The sequence below is a fragment of the Companilactobacillus halodurans genome (assembly GCF_009600995.1).
Classification (GTDB): Bacteria; Bacillota; Bacilli; order Lactobacillales; family Lactobacillaceae; genus Companilactobacillus; species Companilactobacillus halodurans.
Genome location: NZ_VDFO01000025.1, coordinates 22,976 through 43,037, shown reverse-complemented (window position 1 = coordinate 43,037; position 20,062 = coordinate 22,976). Strand labels below are relative to the sequence as shown.

18 protein-coding genes and 1 tRNA gene are annotated in these 20,062 nt (G+C 35.4%); 4 read left to right on the top strand and 15 right to left on the bottom strand.

The window, feature by feature from the left end; all coding sequences use genetic code 11:
* Positions 1–192 precede the first annotated feature (192 nt).
* Positions 193–801, top strand: a complete 609-nt coding sequence (locus FHL05_RS07620) for a hypothetical protein (protein WP_153384553.1) — start codon at positions 193–195, stop codon at positions 799–801.
* A 128-nt stretch (positions 802–929) separates the two neighbouring features.
* Here FHL05_RS07620 and FHL05_RS07615 read toward each other — a convergent pair whose 3' ends face one another.
* From FHL05_RS07615 to FHL05_RS07605, 3 genes are read right to left on the bottom strand one after another with little or no spacing between them, the layout of a single operon-like run.
* Complete coding sequence (locus FHL05_RS07615) at positions 930–1,874, bottom strand: sugar phosphate isomerase/epimerase family protein (RefSeq protein ID WP_153384552.1); 945 nt, start codon at positions 1,872–1,874, stop codon at positions 930–932.
* Between the two features lie 16 nt (positions 1,875–1,890).
* A complete protein-coding gene (locus FHL05_RS07610) occupies positions 1,891–2,841 on the bottom strand; it encodes a GRP family sugar transporter (RefSeq protein WP_153384551.1) in 951 nt (316 codons plus the stop codon).
* 16 nt (positions 2,842–2,857) lie between these two features.
* The gene (locus tag FHL05_RS07605; RefSeq protein WP_153384550.1) at positions 2,858–3,913 is read right to left on the bottom strand and encodes a Gfo/Idh/MocA family protein; all 1,056 of its coding nucleotides are present in this window, start codon (positions 3,911–3,913) and stop codon (positions 2,858–2,860) included.
* 227 nt (positions 3,914–4,140) lie between these two features.
* Between FHL05_RS07605 and FHL05_RS07600 the strand changes: the two genes are divergently transcribed.
* Together FHL05_RS07600 and FHL05_RS07595 are read left to right on the top strand one after the other, a co-directional pair.
* The gene (locus FHL05_RS07600) at positions 4,141–5,106 is read left to right on the top strand and encodes a LacI family DNA-binding transcriptional regulator (RefSeq protein WP_153384549.1); all 966 of its coding nucleotides are present in this window, start codon (positions 4,141–4,143) and stop codon (positions 5,104–5,106) included.
* Positions 5,107–5,285: 179 nt separating this feature from the next.
* On the top strand, positions 5,286–5,447 hold the full coding sequence (locus FHL05_RS07595; protein ID WP_153384548.1) for a hypothetical protein: 162 nt from the start codon (positions 5,286–5,288) through the stop codon (positions 5,445–5,447).
* Positions 5,448–5,588: 141 nt separating this feature from the next.
* Here the strand turns inward: FHL05_RS07595 and FHL05_RS07590 are convergent.
* The 4 genes from FHL05_RS07590 to FHL05_RS07575 all read right to left on the bottom strand — a co-directional run bounded on the left by FHL05_RS07590 (position 5,589) and on the right by FHL05_RS07575 (position 9,341).
* Positions 5,589–5,678: transfer RNA gene (locus FHL05_RS07590), tRNA-Ser, on the bottom strand.
* A gap of 37 nt (positions 5,679–5,715) precedes the next feature.
* Positions 5,716–6,234 carry an adenine phosphoribosyltransferase gene (locus tag FHL05_RS07585; RefSeq protein ID WP_153384547.1) on the bottom strand — a complete coding sequence of 173 codons (519 nt, stop codon included), beginning with the start codon at positions 6,232–6,234 and terminating at the stop codon, positions 5,716–5,718.
* Positions 6,235–6,255: 21 nt separating this feature from the next.
* Positions 6,256–8,565 carry a single-stranded-DNA-specific exonuclease RecJ gene (gene recJ / locus FHL05_RS07580; protein WP_153384546.1) on the bottom strand — a complete coding sequence of 770 codons (2,310 nt, stop codon included), beginning with the start codon at positions 8,563–8,565 and terminating at the stop codon, positions 6,256–6,258.
* A 116-nt stretch (positions 8,566–8,681) separates the two neighbouring features.
* Positions 8,682–9,341 (bottom strand): class A sortase, encoded by a 660-nt coding sequence (locus tag FHL05_RS07575; protein WP_153384545.1) that lies wholly within the window; start codon positions 9,339–9,341, stop codon positions 8,682–8,684.
* Positions 9,342–9,505: 164 nt separating this feature from the next.
* Between FHL05_RS07575 and galE the strand changes: the two genes are divergently transcribed.
* Positions 9,506–10,498: a UDP-glucose 4-epimerase GalE gene (galE, locus tag FHL05_RS07570; RefSeq protein ID WP_153522393.1), complete on the top strand. Its 993-nt coding sequence runs from the start codon at positions 9,506–9,508 to the stop codon at positions 10,496–10,498.
* Positions 10,499–10,588: 90 nt separating this feature from the next.
* Here the strand turns inward: galE and FHL05_RS07565 are convergent, their stop codons facing one another.
* The 8 genes from FHL05_RS07565 to dnaJ all read right to left on the bottom strand — a co-directional run bounded on the left by FHL05_RS07565 (position 10,589) and on the right by dnaJ (position 20,023).
* Positions 10,589–11,527, bottom strand: coding sequence for an NADP-dependent oxidoreductase (locus FHL05_RS07565; RefSeq protein WP_153384543.1), 939 nt, complete (start codon positions 11,525–11,527; stop codon positions 10,589–10,591).
* Between the two features lie 143 nt (positions 11,528–11,670).
* Complete coding sequence (locus tag FHL05_RS07560; RefSeq protein ID WP_153522391.1) at positions 11,671–12,012, bottom strand: winged helix-turn-helix transcriptional regulator; 342 nt, start codon at positions 12,010–12,012, stop codon at positions 11,671–11,673.
* Between the two features lie 319 nt (positions 12,013–12,331).
* Complete coding sequence (locus FHL05_RS07555) at positions 12,332–13,393, bottom strand: alpha/beta hydrolase (protein ID WP_153384541.1); 1,062 nt, start codon at positions 13,391–13,393, stop codon at positions 12,332–12,334.
* A complete protein-coding gene (locus FHL05_RS07550; RefSeq protein WP_153384540.1) occupies positions 13,383–14,570 on the bottom strand; it encodes an MFS transporter in 1,188 nt (395 codons plus the stop codon). Before FHL05_RS07550 ends, FHL05_RS07555 begins: the two co-directional genes overlap by 11 nt.
* Positions 14,571–14,652: 82 nt before the next feature.
* Complete coding sequence (locus FHL05_RS07545) at positions 14,653–15,489, bottom strand: AraC family transcriptional regulator (RefSeq protein WP_153384539.1); 837 nt, start codon at positions 15,487–15,489, stop codon at positions 14,653–14,655.
* Positions 15,490–15,556: 67 nt separating this feature from the next.
* Positions 15,557–16,861, bottom strand: coding sequence for a dihydrolipoyl dehydrogenase family protein (locus FHL05_RS07540; protein WP_153384538.1), 1,305 nt, complete (start codon positions 16,859–16,861; stop codon positions 15,557–15,559).
* Positions 16,862–16,924: 63 nt separating this feature from the next.
* Positions 16,925–18,772 carry a translation elongation factor 4 gene (lepA, locus tag FHL05_RS07535; protein ID WP_153384537.1) on the bottom strand — a complete coding sequence of 616 codons (1,848 nt, stop codon included), beginning with the start codon at positions 18,770–18,772 and terminating at the stop codon, positions 16,925–16,927.
* Positions 18,773–18,883: 111 nt separating this feature from the next.
* The gene (gene dnaJ, locus FHL05_RS07530; RefSeq protein ID WP_153384536.1) at positions 18,884–20,023 is read right to left on the bottom strand and encodes a molecular chaperone DnaJ; all 1,140 of its coding nucleotides are present in this window, start codon (positions 20,021–20,023) and stop codon (positions 18,884–18,886) included.
* Between the last annotated feature and the right edge of the window lie 39 nt (positions 20,024–20,062).

Here is a 20,062-nt window from a genome sequence, read left to right as displayed (position 1 = left end):
TAAACTACAAAACTCCACGGGAACTATTCACTAGTTTCTGTGGAGTTTAGAAATGTACTTTTCTGGTACTGATATATTTCGTATTTATTTTTGGACAAGTGGCTAACTTGTTCTTGTAATTTTCGATAATCATTTAATTCCAATTCTTAAAAATAAAAACAATATATTTTAGGAAGAAATGGAGAGAAGAAAATGAAACGATTAATTAGTTCACTGATTCTGATAACTACTGTCTTATCACTTGGAGCATGTTCAAATAATAAATCAACTGCTTCTTCTAACAAAAAGGAAAATAAATCTTCTTTAATTTCAAAAAAGAAGAAAACCAATAATAAAAAGAAAGTTTCTCCTACCAAAGAAAAAACATCAAAGGAATCTACGGACAAAAATCAATCTAAAAACGATTCTCAAAATACGAATCAAACGGCTAGCAAACAGCCAATAAATAACAATCAGCAGTCACAAGGACAAGTACCTAACCAATCTTCACAATCATCGTACTCATCAAATAACAGCACCCAACAAAGTCAGCAGCAAACTCAGCAAAGTGCTGCACCATCTCAGTCCCAACAAACAAATGATAGTAATATTTCTTATGATGAAAACACTTTGAGTGGTTTTGTTAACAAATATGGCGTATCTCCTGCTCTTTACAAAACGCAACAAGGTATGTCTACATTACAGGCTTTACAAAGTACTCCTGATAACATGAAGACATTTGGAGAAAAACAGACTCAACAGCAAATGGAAAATGGCTCATTAAATTCTAATGGTGATCCATCAAATCAATACGGTTATTAATCGGAAAAATATAAGCCTTTCTAAAGTTTTTTAATCGGTATATTCAAATAAGCACAGATAAGTTTTTTACCTTATCTGTGCTTATTTATATCTAATAGTACATCTAAAAAAAGATCAAATCCTCAAAACTACTTTTCAACAAAATCATGAATTATTGGATTTAGGTGATTGAACGAGTATTCTAATCCTTTTTCAACTTCAGCATTATTTGCTGCAAATCTTCTATCTTCGTGTTCAATACTGAAACAACCATCAAATCCAATTTCCTTCATAACATCATAAAATTGAGACCAATTAATATCACCTAATCCTGGAATAACCGGTGTCCAGAATCCTAAATCTTCTGGTTGAGTTCTATTTAATTTTTTGCCATAAATTCCATAATAAGAAAATTTATTCTCGTCGACAATCATATCTTTTGCATCAATGTGAAAAATTCTATCTTTATAATCTCGTAATGCTTGAAGATAATCAATGTGAAGCCAGTCAAGATGAGATGGATCAAAATTTAAGCCAATACTTTTGCTTGGAATTCTTCTAAACATTTCATCCCATAGTTCAGGAGAATATGAAATCGTTGCTGGTAAACCGTCTTCTTGCCAACCAGGCATTGGACAATTTTCTATCATTAATTTGACATTGCTATCTTCAGCAAGTTTTACATACTTTGTAAAGATTTTTCCATATTCATCAAAGTTTTCAGTTAAAGACTTGGTTTGATCTTTTCCAACAAAACATCCGACCAAAGGGGTACCTAATCGAGAAGCTGCTTTAATCACAGCCACTAAATGATTGGAAAACTTTTTTCTAGTATCTGGATTAGGATCTAGCATATTGTCATAATAAGCCAAGCTAGAGAAACTAATATTATATTTCTTTTGAGCTGCTTTTAAAGTCTCTACATCTTTATCTGTTAAGTTTTCAACATCAATATCGCTACCCGAAAAATCTCTGGAATTTTGCTTAGGCCAACATGAGATATCTAATGCTGTAAAACCCACCTTATGAGCATATTCCATTTTTTCCTCAAGAGTCATATTTTTCAAACAGCCAGTTAAAAATCCAAATTTCATAATTATTTCCTTTCTATTAAAGAATTTGAGCAAAATAACTTAAATTACTCATTACAACAGCACCTAAAACTGCAACCACCGTACCAGCGGTGATTAATTTCATTTGATGATGCGTCTTTGTTTCATGCAGTAGAAAAATCCCACCAAAGGCTCCAACAATAAATCCTAAGGAACTAAGAGTTGATGAAACAGCCTGGCCCAAATTAGGATTAGCAATAGAAACAAATAATGCCACATTACCAATGGCCCAAATAAACCCGGTAATACAATTTTTAAGCGTCGAAATATCAAACATGTTCTTCGTTTCATGCGTAATCAAATATACAAATAAGAAGCCGCCTATTACCATCCCGATTGATTGTGGAAAAATAATAGCAATCATGTATTGAACACCATTATCCGCATTTATAACAGCACTGGAAACATTGAGCCAACGCTGAAGCAATTTAGGAGCAATAAAATAGCCCATAAATCCTAATGTAGAAAAAATTAATGGAATATATCCGCTCAATGAACTGCTCTTTTCTGAGTCTGAGTAACTTTTTTCTTTTGTTTGAATCCAAAAAGCACCAATAACAATTAAAATGATTCCGATGATGCCTACAATCCAAGTTTGAACAGTTTGCCATTCTCCTAAAATTGCAGCACCAAGTAATGCATTCCCGACAATTTGACTTGTCATTGATAATGGAACTGCTCTTGAGACTCCCATAGACTTGATAGCTACAAATTGAAATCCTTGTCCCACGGTCCATAAAATACCCGAAATAAGACCAATTATAATAATCTTGCTATTCATTACGTAACCATGTGGAATAACCCAGAAAAAGTAAGTCAGAAGTCCAAAGATCAAGCCGCCAAATGTCAAACCAAGGGTTTGTTGCGACGAATTGCCTCCAAATTTTGTAGAAAATAATCCAATGGATCCCCAACAAAGCGACGGAATTAATGCGATTAAAATAGCCATTCTTCATCCCTCATTTTTAATTATTTTTATTTATTACAATATTCTTACCTGTTTTGCTTGATTCAATACTTGCAAAAATTGCACGCATTGTATTGATTACTGAGCCAGAATCTGAACTGGGTTCTCTGTCTTCAACTAACGATGAAATAAACTCATCCATTACGCCTGACTTAGTTTGGTTATTATTTGTTTGAATCTGATCGATGTTGTATAAAATTTCTCCACCGTCCTTTAAAATTACTTTGATTGAATATTTGGGGTCATCATAAATTTTCATAATCCCTTTAGTTCCATAAATAATAGTAGAATTGTCTTCTTCACCATAATATGTCCAACTTGATGTGACAGTCCCTAAAGCACCATTTTCAAGTTCATAAATACTGATGGCATTATCGTCCACGCCAATTAAATTACCTTGGGAATCTTTTTTATCTAAAGTTGCCAATTTAGCTGTAACATCTTTGACTGTGCTCTCCAGAAGATATTGAATCAAATCAATCTTATGCACTCCTAAATCAAAAATAGCACCGTATTTGGACTTATTTTTATCGAAAAACCAAGTATTGGGACCACCATCAACGCTCCATGTTTCTGGGCCACCATGTCCGAAGTTTGATTTAAAAGTTAAAACTTTTCCAATTTGACCTTCTTTTAAGAGTTTCTTAGCGTAAACATGCGATTTTGCAAAACGTTGATTTTGATCAATCATCAGTGTCTTGTGATTATCTTCTGCTGCTTTAACCATGGCCTCGCTTTCTTCAAGACTTGTTGCCATTGGCTTTTCGCAAAGAACATTTTTCCCAGCATTTAATGCTTTGATAGAAACAGATGCATGAGCGGAATTAGTCACACAAACGCTGACAGCATCAATATTTGAATCTGCTAGCATTTGATCGACTGAAGCATAAACTTTGCCTCCAAATTTTTTTGCAATTTCTTTAGCACGATCCTCATTAAAATCAAAATATCCAACAATATTAGCATTCTCATTAGATGCATATTCTGGAATATGTCTAGTTTGAGCAATACGACCACACCCGATAATTCCAACATTAATTACTTTTTTCTCCATTTTTCTCCTCAACTTTCTCTTAATTCAACAAAATTAATCTTATTTTATAACCGCTTACATTTCAATAATTACTGAAAAACTTGAAATATTTCATTTAGCTTATAAATGTATTGTTAAGTTAAAGTCAGTATTAATATGATATTGAAACCGTTTTTTCACAATGTTATGATATTTATAATTTATGAAATTTTTTGAAATAATTAGCAATTTTTTTGGAGGTCAAATTAATGGCTAAAATTAATGCTTACCAAGTGGCAAAAGAAGCAAATGTTTCGCCCTCCACTGTTTCCAGAGTCTTAAATCATCGCTCTAAAGTAAATACTGATACTGCTCAAAAAGTTGATGAAGCAATTGATAATCTTAAATTTAATTCAATAAAAAATAATAAGAAAAAAGATTTAATTATTGTAAATGTTCCTGAGCTGACAAATATCTTCTACTCGGAAATACTTGAAGGATCTAAAGCTTCTGCCACTGCAAACAACTTTAGAATCCTTATCGACCAAACTGAAATTTCTAAAGAAACCATCGAAGGATTCATCAATTTCTTAGATACCTCAAATGTTTATGGAATCATTTTGTTAAACCTATTGCCAACCTCTTTATTAAATATGCTATCTAAACATACGAGAGTTATTCAATGTTGCGAATATAATATTGAATCGAATATTCCTTCCGTTTCTGTTGATGACTTTGAAGCTGCTAAAAAAGCCACTAATGAGCTGATTTTTTCTGGGAAGAATAAAATTGCCATTTTAAATGGTCCAACGGACTTCAAGTATTCTAAAGAACGTTTACGAGGATTTAAAAGTTCATTAAAAGAACATAACATTTTATTCAATCCTAAATGGTGTATTTCTCTGCCTTCAATAAGTTATGACATTGCCTACCCAATAGTTTCTCAAATGTTAAATTCCTCTGATCGTCCCAATGCTTTTTTCTGTGTTTCAGATACACTCGGGGCAGCTGTTATATCAGCCGCACGAAAATTCAAATTGAAAATTCCAGAAGACGTTTCTATTATTGGTTTTGACAACACAATAATATCCAAAATCATTAGTCCATCTTTGACAACAATCAATCAGCCAAAGTTTCAAGAAGGATATTCAGCTGTGGAATTATTGCGAAGTAGCAATCATAAAAGAAACCATCTATTCCTAAAAACCGAGTTGATTGGTAGAGAAACTACCTAAACTAAAATGATTATGGGTTCTAACGAACTCTCTCAAAGGGTCATTTTAGATATGTAAGAAACTTTCTCTATAAACTAAACAAGTATTTAGTAAAGGCTCAAAATTGTATTATTTTTAAATTACACGTCCAACATCTGAAGACATTAAAAGCTGAAACCACATTAAAGGGAGATTTATTTATGATCATCAGACTACTAGGTTGGGGGTTAGTACTCTTAGTCATCGTAGCAATAGTAGGTTTTATCAGTAATTCTAAAGAATTCGGCACAAAAATATTATCTGGAAAATTAGGCATGTATATCATTGCCCTACTGGTTGGTTTATATTTAGCTTTGTTCTAAATAGAAAGATAAACTATAAGTGTAAAAGATACGGCCATGTCTACCCTTATTGCTAAAAAAATTTAAATTTCATACAAAAATAGGAATGCTGATTTAACAGCATTCCTATATTCATATATATGAAAACTTTTGTTCTAATAAAGGAGAGTACAGGATTTGAACCTGCGCGCCCGTTATAAGACGGGTTCGTCGGATTTCGAGTCCGATGCATTACCACTCTGCCAACTCTCCATAGATAAGGCTTGAATCGCTTCAAGTCTATTTTAAATTAATATTGCATAAGAGTAAACATGTCGTACCCTTTTATTTTATCACGACCGTGTAAATCCGTTAATTCAATTAAGAAAGCCGTACCTACTACGATACCGCCTAATTTCTCAATCAAATCGATTGTTGCAGCCAATGTGCCACCAGTTGCCATCAAATCATCAACAACTAAAACTTTTTGACCTGGTTTGATTGCATCTTTTTGCATGTACAAAGACCCTTGGCCATATTCTAGATCGTAAGTAACTGAGACGGTTTCACGAGGCAACTTGCCCTTTTTACGAGCAGGTGCAAAACCGATTCCCATCTTATAAGCAACTGGGCAGCCTACGATAAATCCTCGAGCTTCAGGTCCAGCAATCATTTCTGCACCACGACTCTTGGCATATTTAACAATCTCATCAGTTGCGGCAGCGTAAGCTTTACCATCAGCCATCAATGGTGAAATATCTCGAAATAGTACACCAGGTTCTGGAAAATCTTGAACATTAGCTACATATTTCTTAAAATCAATATCCATTTTTTAAATTCCCCATTCAATCTAACAATGGCAATCATAATCACTTATCCAAGACAAGAGATCGTCAAAGTTGGATTCAATTAATATTTTTTCTACATCATTGCGTTTCAATCTCTTCAAGTAAGTCGGAGATTCAATCAATTCGCGTTGTTGTGAAGCATTAGCCTTTTCAACAAAGCCATTTACCATTTTAACAAAATTTAACTCAAAAAACACTTTTAAATAGAAATCAACGTCATTTTTTTGCATTTCTAAATATTTCGCGACCAAATCCATGCCATCAGCTTTGATATCAGGATGGGAGTATAAATATTTCAATAACGTTTTCATCTTTGCCATATCAGGTTCCAAGTATCTTTGCGTCAAATCCGTGTGGAAAAATAGCGCTGTGTGTTGCGTCTTATTATTTTTAATAAATTCTTTGAACAAGTCCAAATTATGTGGGCGGTCATAAATCAAAACATTATTCCCATCACACTTTTCATTGTAGTGAATCAATTTAGCCTTAACGTTAGAACGCTTAGCTGCTTCATAGTAAACATCATTGAAGAAAACAATGTCATCGAAGTGGTCTAAAACACTAGCAGATAAACGTTTATTACGATAATCCAAGTAAACTTTCTTCAATTCGCCAATCTTTTGAGCTTTTGGAGAAACTTGAAAATCATCTAGCATTAACTGGAGATTTTTTCGTCCAGCCCATTCGTTGATTCCCAGTTCACCGTAAACATCGCAAATATCAGAATTAAGATTTTGATACTGACTAAACATCGAAAATCCGATTGCACCAACCTGATGACCATTATCGGCCACCATCGTTTTCAAATGCGTGGCATCTTTTCCAATTGACCGTGCTTGTTCTAAACTGACATTGCTCAATTTCAAAACGGGTTTAGGATTACCCATCCCAAAGGGAGCTAATTGTTGAATCTCTTTTATTAAGTCAAAGTTCAAGTCACTGACCTTTAAATCCAAGTCATACTTTTTAACAATAGGTGCCTTTGGATCAAAATCTTGTTTCTTTGGTTGTGCTTGAACTAGCTTCGTTAATTCATCCAATTTACTCTCTTCAATCGAAAAACCACAGGCTTGGGCATGTCCCCCAAAACTCGTGAATAAATCTCGATGAGAATTTAGAGCTGTAAAAAGATTGAATCCTTCAGGACTGCGACCAGAACCTTTCATAACTTGACTGTTCTCGTCAAATTGCGTGGCTAAGACGGGCTTATTTTCTTGATCCATCGCCTTACTAGCGACGATTCCCAAAACGCCCTGATGCCAATTATTGCCTTTTAATACTAAGACGCCGTTATCTTTTTGGTCAGCAATTTGTGACTGGGCATCAGCAAAAGCTGCGGCAACTAATTCTTGACGTCTGGAATTAATCTCTTCTGTTTCATCAACGATTTCTTTGGCAAAGGAGGCATCCCCAGTCGTCAATAATTCAACGCCAGATGAGGCATTCTCCAAACGTCCTAAAGCATTGATTCGTGGAGCAATTTTAAAGCCAATATCTTCTTCACTAACAGAACTAGCCTTAATTTTACATTTTTTCAACATTGCACTGAGACCGACGTGATGATTTTGTTTCATCTGTTTCAAACCTTCAGTTACAATGACCCGATTCTCGCCCTTTAAAGCCACAGAATCAGCCACAGTACCAATGGCAGCCAAGTCAATCAGCTCCAATGCTTCGTCTCCTAACAGAGCGTCAGCAATCTTAAAAGCCACACCAGCCCCTGATAAGTATGGACAGATGTATTCAGAACCTGGAATGCTTGGATGAACGATTGCATCGGCTTCTGGCAATTCTTCTGGCAAATCATGGTGGTCCGTCACAATCACCTTCACGCCACGATCCTTCAAGTATTTGATTTCATCTTTTCCACTAACTCCGTTGTCGACCGTTATTAATAAATCGATGCCCTGGTCAGCTAAAAACTTATAACGTTCTAAATTAGGCCCGTAGCCATCCTTAAAACGGTCAGGAATATAAAAAATCGGCTTGTTGCCTAATTTTTGCAAAGTCAATTTCATAATTGAGGTACTGGTAACGCCATCAGCATCGTAATCGCCATAAATTGCAATTTTAGCTTGCGATTCAACTGCTTGATCGATTAAATCTAGCGCTTTATCCATATCGTGCAAGCCAAAGGGATCTTGTAATTCATCCGCATTGCTGTGCAAATACGATTCGATGTCGACTGTTTTTGTGATATCACGCTCTAAGAGTAACTCTGAAACTAAAGGTGTCAGTTTCTTCTCTTGAGCAAATTTAGTTATTTCTTCTTTTGTGGGATTTTTACGCTTTTCCCAATTTATTAATGTCAATCCATCACCTACTAACAACTTACTAATTATAGCAATCTTCAAACGTAAAAAAAAAGCCTTGAAAGATCATTTACTATTAATTTCGTAAATCGATTTTCAAAACTTTTCAGCTATCTTTAAGAAAATACTGCTAGAGTCTTTTTATTAGCTGGTTTACTGCTTACTAACGACCCCTGTAAAGCCCAGCGATTGGTCCCTCCATCAGCACAAGTAATCAATGTCAAAATACTTTGATCTTTGACATCATCCAATAAATAAACCGCTGTTGGGGGAACAATTTTTTTATAATAAATCTTATAAGTATAAACTCGTTTCATATTTGTGATATAAGCTAAATCACCAATTTGAGCATTTTCTAAGGGTGAAAACAAGGCACCTTTATTAGTCATATAATGACCCGCCAGTGCATAATTTGATTTACCCATCTTTTGATTTTTTTTCATGGTGCCACCACCAGTTGACAACGCATTGTCGCTTAAACCAACCACGATTGGTAGCTTAAGGTCAACTGAAGGAACGGCCATTTTTCCAATCACAGCTGCATCGTTGTTAACTGAAGCTTTGGCAACTTGTGAAGCTGAAATTGGTTTGACCTTACTAAAATCAAACTGTCCACTCTTCTTGGAATTAGCCTTAGCTTTTTTTGCCGTTAAAGTTGTTAAATTACGTTGTGCGATTCGTTTGACCGCATACTCTTTAATCGGCTGATTAAAAATCAAGACTAATGCAATCAAAAGTAAAAGGACAGTTCCAAAAATTGAAAAGAATTTCTTCATTTTTTTCATTCCATTTCAATGAATTTTGCATTATAAATTAATACTAGCTTATCTCGAAAGAAAAGTTAAGTTTTAAATTTTTCCGACTTTTCTATTATTTAACTCCCTTTAAAACTCGTCAAGTAAGTTATAATAAACCTATAAATGAATCTGGAGGTAATTTTATGAGCATTCTTGTTTTAGGTGGTGCCGGATATATCGGTTCACATACTGTCGACCACTTATGTGAAATGGGATACGACGTCATTGTAGCAGATAACCTATCAACAGGTCACGAACAAGCAATAAATGAAAAAGCCAAGTTCTATCAAGGCGATGTTCGTGATAAAGAATTTTTGATTAAATTATTCCAAAATGAAGATATCACTGATGTCATTCATTTTGCGGCCTTTTCTATCGTTCCTGAATCAATGAAGGATCCATTGAAATACTTCGATAACAACACTTATGGAATGATTTCACTCTTGCAAGTTATGCACAATTTTGGAACTAAGCATATTGTCTTCTCCTCAACTGCCGCAACTTATGGAGAGCCAAAACAAATTCCTATTAAGGAAACTGATCCAACAGTTCCAACTAACCCTTATGGCGAAAGCAAGTTAGCAATGGAAAAAATCATGCACTGGTGCGATGTTGCTTACGGCATCAAGTTTGTTGCCTTAAGATACTTCAATGTCGGTGGTGCTAAGCCTGATGGGAGTATCGGTGAAGACCATAATCCAGAAACTCACTTGATTCCAGTTGTTCTTCAAGTAGCTGCAGGACAACGTGACGAATTGACGATTTTTGGTGACGACTATGACACAAAAGATGGTACCAATGTTCGTGATTACGTCCACGTTGAAGATTTAGCTGAAGCTCACCGTCTAGCGATGGAATACTTGCGTGATGGCAATGACAGCGACGTCTTCAATCTTGGTTCATCCAATGGCTTCTCTAATAAAGAAATCTTGGAAGCTGCTCGTAAAGCTACTGGCAAAGAAATTCCTGCTAAAATTGGTCCTAGACGTGCCGGCGACCCAAGTACTTTGATTGCAGACTCAACTAAAGCTAGAACTGTTTTGAAGTGGCAACCAAAGTATGACGATGTTCAAAAAGTCATCACTGATGCCTGGAATTTTAAGTCAAAGCATCTCAATGGTTATGAAGAAAATTAAATATTAAAAAAGAGCTCAGATATACTGAACTCATGAATTTATTAAAGCCGATTTTTCAGTCAAAAAACTGAGGAAGCGGCTTTTTATTTTCTAAAAAACAATTACTCTTTTGCCTTGATTACTACCTTTTTCAAAATCCAAGTGAGATTGCTTAACATCATTTAAATTAAATTGATATTTTTGACTAATGTTTACTTTAAGTTTGTCGTTACTATACAAATCAATCAATTTTTCTAAAGTGTCTTGTGACAAGTCACCAAAAGCATAAGTAGCCGTAATTCCATATGCAGTAGCCTTTACTTTACTTGGCATTCCATTGACTGAAACAAGTCGACCACCCTTTTTAATAATTTGATAGCTAGATTTTAAGGTTTTAGGCCCAGTTAAATTAACTACTAAATCCAAATCATTAACCAACTTACTAAAATCTTGCGTTTGATAATCAATTACTTGGCCTGCTCCTAAAGACATTAAATAATCTTTATGCTTTGCTTTTGCTGTTGTAATAACATAGGCGCCAAAATCTTTGGCTATTTGAATAGCCATCGTACCAACTCCGCCAGCTCCACCATGAATCAAGACTTTTTGTCCCTTTTTTATTTCACCATTATTTACAACTGCGCTCCAAGCCGTAGCAGCTTCTAGTTCAAATGCTCCTAAAGGTACAAGGTCCAAATCATCGGGAACTTTGGCTACTGAATCAGTCTCGTTCAAGACCAAAAATTCAGCATAAGTCCCATTTTTTGAAAAACCAATTACATGATCACCAACTTTAAACTTAGTAACTGAGGCTCCAACTTCTGAAACAACTCCAGAAAAATCTTGACCTAACATGTGAGGTAAAGTTGGTCTCATTTCTTTTGGCATAGTAGGAAAAGGGCCACTTTTTCTCATCACTACATCGGGATCATTTACTCCAATAGCAGCCGTTTTAACTAAAATTTGATCAGGTTTTAGATTCGGTTTTGAAACTTCAATTTCTTTCATTACATCTACAGAACCATAAGCGTCAACAATAATTTTCTTCATTAAAAATATTTCTCCTAACCTTTTGTATCGGTTCACTATACAATATACAAATAATTTTAAATAGTACTAATAAGTTTAATAGCTACTATCTTTTTAGATTGTAATGAACGATATCAGTACTTATGGCTGAGTGAATTCTGAATTTATTTTTGATTATCTTGTTCGTACTCTATCGCAAATTTTTCTAAAGCATCGAGTACAGGAATAAATTTTTTACCCATTGCTGTTAATGAATATTCAACCTTAGGTGGAACTTGTGGATAAACTTCCCGGTGAATTAAACCATAATTTTCTAAAATTCGTAATTCTTTAGTCAAATAAGCCTGTGTTACCATCGGCATTTTACGATTTAGTTCGCCAAATCGAAGAGTGGACTGACTGAGAAAATATAAAATCACGGTTGTCCATTTACCTTTAATAATATCTTGGATTCCAGCGACTGGACAATCTAAAAAGCTTTTATCTGAATTTTCTTGTTTTAACATCTTCAATACCTCTCTTTTTTGAAAGTACATGCTTTGTAAAGTATACGCAGATATTATCATTATTTAAATAAAAATCACTTGAGCTGATTTTATTCAGGTTAAATGATTGGAACAATTAAATTATAGATTATTAGAATTTACATAGCCATCAATCCAAAAACTGTTCCTGACTTGGTCAAGCAAAGTAACTAAAGTCTTTGGTAAGCCGTCAATATTAGGAATAGTTGAAATTGATCTTTATAATCATTAATAACAAATTAACAAGTAAAAAAGCATCCCATAATAATTATGAGATGCTTCCAATCAATTTATAAATTAATTATTTTTCAATGAAATTCAAGGCTTCTAACAAGCAATCATCTGCTTGAGAGAAATCGCCTACCTTATCCATAAAGGCATGAATCATACCATTATATCTAATGTAAGTAATATCGCCACCAGCTAACTTCATTTTGTTGTAAAAAGCCTCACCTTGTAAACGCAATGGATCAAACTCACCCACCATAAATAAAGTCTTCGGCATTTTTTTCAAGAGACTCTCAGGTGCATTCAGAGGTGACAAATACATGCTTTCAGAATCATTACTCTTAATATACCAATCGTTAATCATTTTTTGACTACCATTAAAATTATTAATAAAAGTATCGATTTCTTTAGCATCTTTTTTAGCAGCTAATTGTTTAGGTGAATCAAAATACTTTCTTCTAGCAGAATCATTTCCTTGATAAGTTACTGGATACAAAGTGATGGCCTTATCAACATAATTTGTTCCAAGTTGTCGATCCAACAGAGATACACTATAAGTCAAATTACCACCTGCAGAATCACCCATGACAGTAATCGTTGAAATATTAAGTTTTTTCTTGTTAGTAGCCAGATAATTCAAAACATTATAACTATCGATCAATCCTTGTGGATAAGGATTTTCAGGACCCAATCCATAATCGACCGAAACCACCTTAACCTGTCCATAATCAGCTAAAGCTTCGCAGGGAAACTCGACATTATCCAAACTGCCACCAATGAAACCACCACCATGAATAAATAGAATCGTCGGCAAAATTTTTGTCTGCAAATCTTCTTGAACATAACTTCTAACCTTGACTCCTTGAAAGACTTGATTCTCAATGTTTAACTTGTTTATCAAAGTGTGATTGGCTTTCTTCCATCCCATTGAAGATCTGATTTCGTCAACATTAACATCTTGTTCAACCTCGCTTCCAAATGAACCAGTGTTAGTTTGTTTAATAGAATCTTCAAGCTCATCTTTTGCCTTAGGATCCAAGTACCCTTCTGAATCCATTCCTGGAACTAATTTCATTTGATAATCTGTATTTAAAACATTAACCTTTTTCATTAATTGCAATTTATTACTTAACAACTTTTTTCACTCCTTGAACAAATTTTTGGTATACATAAACCAATCCAGAAAGAACAAATAAGATAGCAAATCCATATGAACAAACTTTCATGTTGACATCTGGAGTAGTTGATCCAAACAAACTTGATAAATAATTAATTAAAGTTGGCGATAAGAAAACTCCAACATTAGTAAAAATCAACATAATTGACGATGCTAAATTTTTAGACCCAGCTGGTGCAACTGTATTAATAATTGTATAAATAAAGGGAATAACAATTGCAAATCCAAGGCCGATAATTACTGTACCAACTGTAATCATAGTTAAAGAACTTGCGCTAGCTAAAACTAAAAATCCAACTGACATTAGAAAGAAACCAATAATTAAAGTTAAATTTTTCAAAACTTTATGGACAAATCCATAAACAAAACCAACGAGCATTGAAACTAAGGTGAACCCTCCTAAAATAGTTGCTGCTTGGCTGGCAGTGCCAATTCCTTTATAATCCAACAAATTAGCCAATTTAACAGTTACAACCATAAAGAAAACATAGACAAAGAACGTCAAAACAGAAATCAACAAAACTTCCCAATTTATTTTTTGATGGACTTTTTGAGCAGATGATGTCTTTTCTACTTTGACATCAGGGATTACTAAACTAAAAATAATTAAAATTGGTAAAGCTATTGCATAAATCCAGAATGTAGCGTGCCATCCAAAAATCAACAAATAACCAACTAAAAAGGATAAAATCGAACTTCCTAGAGAACTGACAGAACTTTGAAATCCCATCATTGTTGACATTTCATCTCCATGATAAAAATCTGAAATCATACTAATAGCTAAAGAATTGAAAAATCCAATCCCGACCCCAAAAAGAAGTCTAGAGCTCAAAACCAAATAATAATTATTCGAGAAAACTGGAGTAACACCAAATATTAGTGCAATCAATAAACCCAAAATAACTGTTTTTTTCTGACCTAAATAATTAACTAAAATACTACTCAGAAAAATACCAATAATAATACCTACATTAGGAATCGTTGAAATAGTTTCAATAGCTGAATCCGATTGTCCAACAAAGGTTTTACTCATCAAGGGTATTGCAGCTGCAATGTTTGGTGCAGCCATCAATAACATTGAAATAGATAACAAAGCGATTTTAAAAATAAATGACTTTGAATTGACTTTTGTCAAAATTATCAACTCCTTCTTTTTAAAGAACAAGTTAATAATATTATGTAATCGCTTACTGTAAACGTTTTATCTTAACCTATTTTCAGTCAATTACTGACCTTTTTAAATCTAATCGATATTTTCCTGGTGTTTTTTGGTAACTTTTTTGAAATAACATTCGAAAGGCTTTAGGATTAGGAAAACCCACTAAATCAGAGATGGAATCAATCGTTTTATTAGTATTCGTCAACATTTCAAATGCTTTAATCAAACGAACCAAGTTAACATATTTCATGATGCTAGTTCCCATTTGCTTTTTGAATACTCTCGATAAATACCCTTCACTTAAATGAACATTATGAGCAATTTTAGAAACACTTAATTTTTCATTACTGTGCTGGTCAATAAACGTAATGACTTTTGATAGCTTATTTAGAATCGGTGGCGTTACAATATTAGGCCTGTTTTGACGTTTGGTAGCTAAATAATTTACTAAATCTAATAGAATTTGATAGATATCACGCTTCAAGAATAAATTTTTATTTTTAGATAATTTAGTATCTTTAAAATATTGATATAAATGTTTTTCTACGATTGTTTTTTCTTTGGAATTGGGTGAAATTAGCCAAAGACCATCAAGCTGTGAAATCTCCTTTTTCAAAAATTCATATGGTAATAAAAAGGTTAAAGACAATGTATTTTGCTTAACTCCAAGTGGCTGAACTGAATGGATTTCATTCGAGTTAATTACCACTAAGTCACCACTTTGAACAATTATCTCTTCGCCACTAACAACAAATTTTGCCGCACCATCAACAATATAATCGATTTCTACTGCCAGATGCCAATGACGTAAAACTGTTTGCGCTTCAATATTTTTAGTGTGGACAACCAATTTAACCGGAATTTTATTCGTAAGTACTTGCTCATGACGATACATAATTTCTTCTCCTAATAAAAAAATCGTGATTACTCATCACGATTATCTTACTATTTAGCTTTATTATTTAAAACAAATACTCCAAATCACTGGCGTCAGTAGGATAAGCCATAATCTGCTTAGTAACATCCTCATGCGTCATCTTATCTTTAATAGCCATAGTCAACAAATTAATCAAGCTATCAGCTTCACTGCTCAAAACAGTGGCACCAATGATCTGGTCTTCATTATTCAAAACAATTCTAATTTCAGCTTTAGGTTCATTAGTCCGGTGATAAGTAAACCAACTAGTAACATCTTGATCAACGACTTTAGCACCATCTTTAGCGCCTACTTCGGCCAACTTGGGACTGCCATAAACCGTTGTTGGAATCAATGGGAATTCAATATCATCTGAAGTCTTACCCAAAATAACGTCATCGACATAATTTGCTTCAAAACCTGCTACTGGGGTCAATTTAGGCTGTTTTGTCGAAACAACATCCCCAATGGCAAAGATTTTATCGTTACTTGATTGCAATTTACCATTAACAATCACACCGTGACGATCAACTTTGACGTTAGCTTTTTCAATATCCAAGGCATCAACGTTAGGTATCCGTCCTGTTGCACCAAAGACTAAATCAGTCGTCAATTCAAAATCATCCGCTTTAATGATATATTTGCCATCTTTTGCTTCAATCGACTTAGTATCGATATTGAAATTGAAATCAACGCCTTTATTTTCCAATTGCTTAACTAATTCCAAAGCATATTTTTCATTGAATCCTTTTAATGGATGGTCATTATGATGGACAACATGCACTTTAGCACCAGTTGCGTTAGCAATTGTTGCTAGTTCAAAGGCAATATAACCGGCACCAATAATCGTGATGTCTTCTGGCATTTTATTCAATGACAAGAAGTCGGTACTTGATAACAAGAGGTTTTTCCCGGGGATATCCAAATAACTTGGACGTTGCCCGGTCGCAATGATGAAGTGGTCGGCTTGGTAATTTTCGCCATTAACAGTCAACTCATTTTCAGAAACGAACTTGGGCTGGCCATCGATTGCCATAATCCCTGCTTTAACGATTCCTCCACGGCTGCCACGAGAAACGGGATCTGTGAAGGTTTCTTTAAATTCTTCTATCTCTTTCCAATTTAAGTAAGGAACGTCTGAAAAGCCCTTATTTTGCAACTGAAGTACTTTATCACGTGCTTCAACTCCTGCAATGAAGACTTTTTTAGGATCACAGCCCCGATTAGGACAAGTTCCACCCCAGAGGTTATTTTCAATCACGGCTACTTTTTGGCCGCTGCTCTTCAATTTATAAGCAGCTGCAAGTCCGCCAGGGCCGGCACCAATGATAATCGAATCAAATTTTTCCATAAGAATTCCTCCAATTAAAAAAACGCTTATAATGTATTCACTAATTACATTATAAGCGTTTTCTTATTTTTTACTGTCTTCTTTGCCTCGATTGAGATTCAAGACTGACATGAAGGCTTCCTGAGGAATCGAAACTTTTCCGACTTCCTTCATCCGTTTCTTACCTTCTTTTTGCTTGTTCAACAGCTTATCACGACGAGTTCTGTCACCACCATAGAGTTTAGCAGTAACATCCTTACGATAAGCTTTCACGTTCGAACGAGCGACAACCTTGTTCCCAACTGCAGCTTGAATTGGAATTTCAAACATTTGACGTGGAATAACTTCTTTCAAACGAGCCACGATATCACGACCACGCTTTTGCGCAAAGTCTTTATGGACGATAAAACTCAAAGCATCGACTGGTTCGCCATTCAACAAGATATCCATTTTGACCAATTGACTTGGTAAATAATCTTCCACTTCGTAATCAAGTGAAGCGTAACCTTTAGTATTCGACTTCAAATCATCGAAGAAATCGAAGATAATTTCGAGTAGCGGCAACTTGTAAATAACGTTCACACGATATTTATCCAAGTAGTCCATCGTTACGAACTCGCCACGTTTTCTTTGACAAAGCTCCATAACTGGACCCACGAAGTCTTCTGGTACCATGATTTCGGCACGGACATAAGGTTCACGAACTTCTTTGATTTCTGAAGCATCTGGTAACTCGGAAGGGTTATCGACGATGATCTCTTTGCCATCGTTAGTTGTGACATGATAGTCAACTGAGGGCGAAGTTGTAATCAATTCAAGATTAAAATCACGTTCCAAGCGTTCTTGAACGACATCCATGTGTAATAGTCCTAAGAAACCACAACGAAAACCAAAGCCCAAAGCTTCAGAAGTTTCTGGCTCGAACTCTAACGCTGCATCATTTAATTGCAGCTTTTCCAAAGCTTCGTGTAAATCTTCATATTTAGCATTATCAACTGGATATAAACCAGCAAAGACCATTGGCTTACTCTTGCGATAACCAGTCAAAGGTTCATCAGTTGGATTACTTGCTAAAGTAACCGTATCACCAACTTGAGTTTCTCGAACTGACTTGATACTAGCGGTGATATAGCCAACATCTCCTGCCATCAAGTAGTCGCGTTTAACGGCCTTAGGCGACATAACACCAACTTCTGTGACTTCAAAGGTCTTCTTATTGCTCATCAATTCAATCGTGTCTCCGACCCTTACAACGCCTTCACGGACCCTTACATCTAAGACGACGCCACGGTAACTGTCATAAACAGAATCAAAGATTAAAGCCTTCAATGGTTTATCCAAATCGCCGGTAGGTGCTGGAACGTCAGAAACGATTCTTTCAAGCAATTCGTCAACGCCAACACCAGTTTTAGCACTCATCAAAATTGATGATCCAGCATCGATACCAATCATTTCTTCAATCTCTTCTTTGACCTTATCGGGTTCAGCTGATGGCAAATCGATTTTATTGATAACTGGCACGATTTCCAAATCGTTATCAATTGCCAAATAGGCATTAGCTAGCGTTTGTGCTTCAACACCTTGAGCGGCATCGACAACTAATAAAGCTCCTTCACAGGCAGCCAGAGAACGTGAAACTTCATAAGAGAAGTCGACGTGTCCCGGTGTGTCGATCAGATGGAAGATATAAGTCTTGCCATCCTTTGCTTCATATTCTAGTTCTACCGCGTTTAACTTAATAGTAATCCCACGTTCACGTTCCAAATCCATATCATCCAGGATCTGTGCTTTCATTTCACGTTTAGATACAGTCTTAGTTTTTTCCAAAATTCGATCGGCAATGGTTGATTTACCATGGTCGATATGCGCCACGATAGAAAAATTACGAATTCTTTTTTGTCTTTCTTTTAACTTATCAAGATCTAAATCCATAAATTATTCCCTTCTATCAGATATTTTCTCATTCTTTCTATTTTACACTATTGTACCGTGATGTTCTAGATAGCAAAAAAGAAGAAGCTTCTCACTTCTTCTTTTAAGAGCTTATTCGCCTTTAAAGGCATCTTTTACTTTATTGAAAAAATTGCTATCTTTTTCTTTGACCTTGTCGCCACCGGCTTCAGCAAACTTCTTCAAAGCACTTCTTTGTTCGCTGGATAATTTACGAGGTGTAACGATATTAACTGTTACCTTTTCGTCACCGATACTCTTGCTATTCAAAACTGGAGCACCTTTGCCACGCAATCTGAATGTTGTTCCTGTTTGAGTACCACTAGGAACATTCAATTCAACTGGTCCGTGAACTGTATTGACTTTAATCTTATCTCCCAAAGTTGCTTGAGGGAAACTGATATTTACTGAGGCGTAGATTGTAGCGCCGTCACGTCTGAACTCTTTACTTGGAGCGACGTGGAAAACGATATACAAATCACCGTATGGTCCACCGTTAGTTCCGGCTTCACCTTGGCCATCTAAGCGCATTTGTTGTCCGTCTTCAACACCGGCTGGCACAGTAACCTTGAGTTCATGCTTTTCATTTACCTTACCTGAACCGTGGCAAATATTGCACTTTTCTTTGATTTCCTTACCAGTACCATTGCAGACATCACAGACAACTCGAGTACGCATACGACCAAGTGGAGTTTGACGATCAACTTCAACATAACCTGAACCGTGACATTTTGAACAAGTTTGTGGATGTGTTCCAGGTTTGGCACCAGAACCGCCACAAGTTGAACATTCTTCTTCACGATTGTAGGAAATATTAGTCTTTTTACCAAAGACTCCTTCTTCAAAAGTTAGATCCATCCGATATTGTAAGTCAGAACCTTGTCTAGGGGCATTAGGATTTTGACGAGCACCGCCGCCGCCGCCAAAGAATTGACTGAAAATATCTTCGAAACCGCCGAACTGATCTCCGGAAGCTCCGCCACCGAAGCCGCCAAATCCACCTTGGCTACCATTTATTCCAGCAGAACCATATTGATCATATTGAGCACGTTTTTGAGGATCCTTTAAAATCTCATAAGCCGCATTTACTTCCTTGAACTTATCTTCAGCATCAGGAGCCTTATTGATATCAGGGTGATACTTCTTAGAAAGTTTCCGGAAGGCTTTTCTTATCTCATCATCAGAAGCGTTTTTATCAACGCCTAGTACATCATATGGATTTCTATCTGCCATTAAATCACCTTTATGTGACAGGACATTTTTGTCCTATTC

Excerpts from the sequence above, each read along its gene's own strand:
- FHL05_RS07620 (WP_153384553.1), top strand. The coding sequence starts at position 193 with ATGAAACGATTAATTAGTTCACTGATTCTGATAACTACTGTCTTATCA.
- FHL05_RS07615 (WP_153384552.1), bottom strand. The coding sequence starts at position 1,874 with ATGAAATTTGGATTTTTAACTGGCTGTTTGAAAAATATGACTCTTGAG.
- FHL05_RS07610 (WP_153384551.1), bottom strand. The coding sequence starts at position 2,841 with ATGGCTATTTTAATCGCATTAATTCCGTCGCTTTGTTGGGGATCCATT.
- FHL05_RS07605 (WP_153384550.1), bottom strand. The coding sequence starts at position 3,913 with ATGGAGAAAAAAGTAATTAATGTTGGAATTATCGGGTGTGGTCGTATT.
- FHL05_RS07600 (WP_153384549.1), top strand. The coding sequence starts at position 4,141 with ATGGCTAAAATTAATGCTTACCAAGTGGCAAAAGAAGCAAATGTTTCG.
- FHL05_RS07595 (WP_153384548.1), top strand. The coding sequence starts at position 5,286 with ATGATCATCAGACTACTAGGTTGGGGGTTAGTACTCTTAGTCATCGTA.
- FHL05_RS07585 (WP_153384547.1), bottom strand. The coding sequence starts at position 6,234 with ATGGATATTGATTTTAAGAAATATGTAGCTAATGTTCAAGATTTTCCA.
- FHL05_RS07575 (WP_153384545.1), bottom strand. The coding sequence starts at position 9,341 with ATGAAGAAATTCTTTTCAATTTTTGGAACTGTCCTTTTACTTTTGATT.
- galE (WP_153522393.1), top strand. The coding sequence starts at position 9,506 with ATGAGCATTCTTGTTTTAGGTGGTGCCGGATATATCGGTTCACATACT.
- FHL05_RS07565 (WP_153384543.1), bottom strand. The coding sequence starts at position 11,527 with ATGAAGAAAATTATTGTTGACGCTTATGGTTCTGTAGATGTAATGAAA.
- FHL05_RS07560 (WP_153522391.1), bottom strand. The coding sequence starts at position 12,012 with ATGTTAAAACAAGAAAATTCAGATAAAAGCTTTTTAGATTGTCCAGTC.
- FHL05_RS07545 (WP_153384539.1), bottom strand. The coding sequence starts at position 15,489 with ATGTATCGTCATGAGCAAGTACTTACGAATAAAATTCCGGTTAAATTG.
- FHL05_RS07540 (WP_153384538.1), bottom strand. The coding sequence starts at position 16,861 with ATGGAAAAATTTGATTCGATTATCATTGGTGCCGGCCCTGGCGGACTT.
- lepA (WP_153384537.1), bottom strand. The coding sequence starts at position 18,772 with ATGGATTTAGATCTTGATAAGTTAAAAGAAAGACAAAAAAGAATTCGT.
- dnaJ (WP_153384536.1), bottom strand. The coding sequence starts at position 20,023 with ATGGCAGATAGAAATCCATATGATGTACTAGGCGTTGATAAAAACGCT.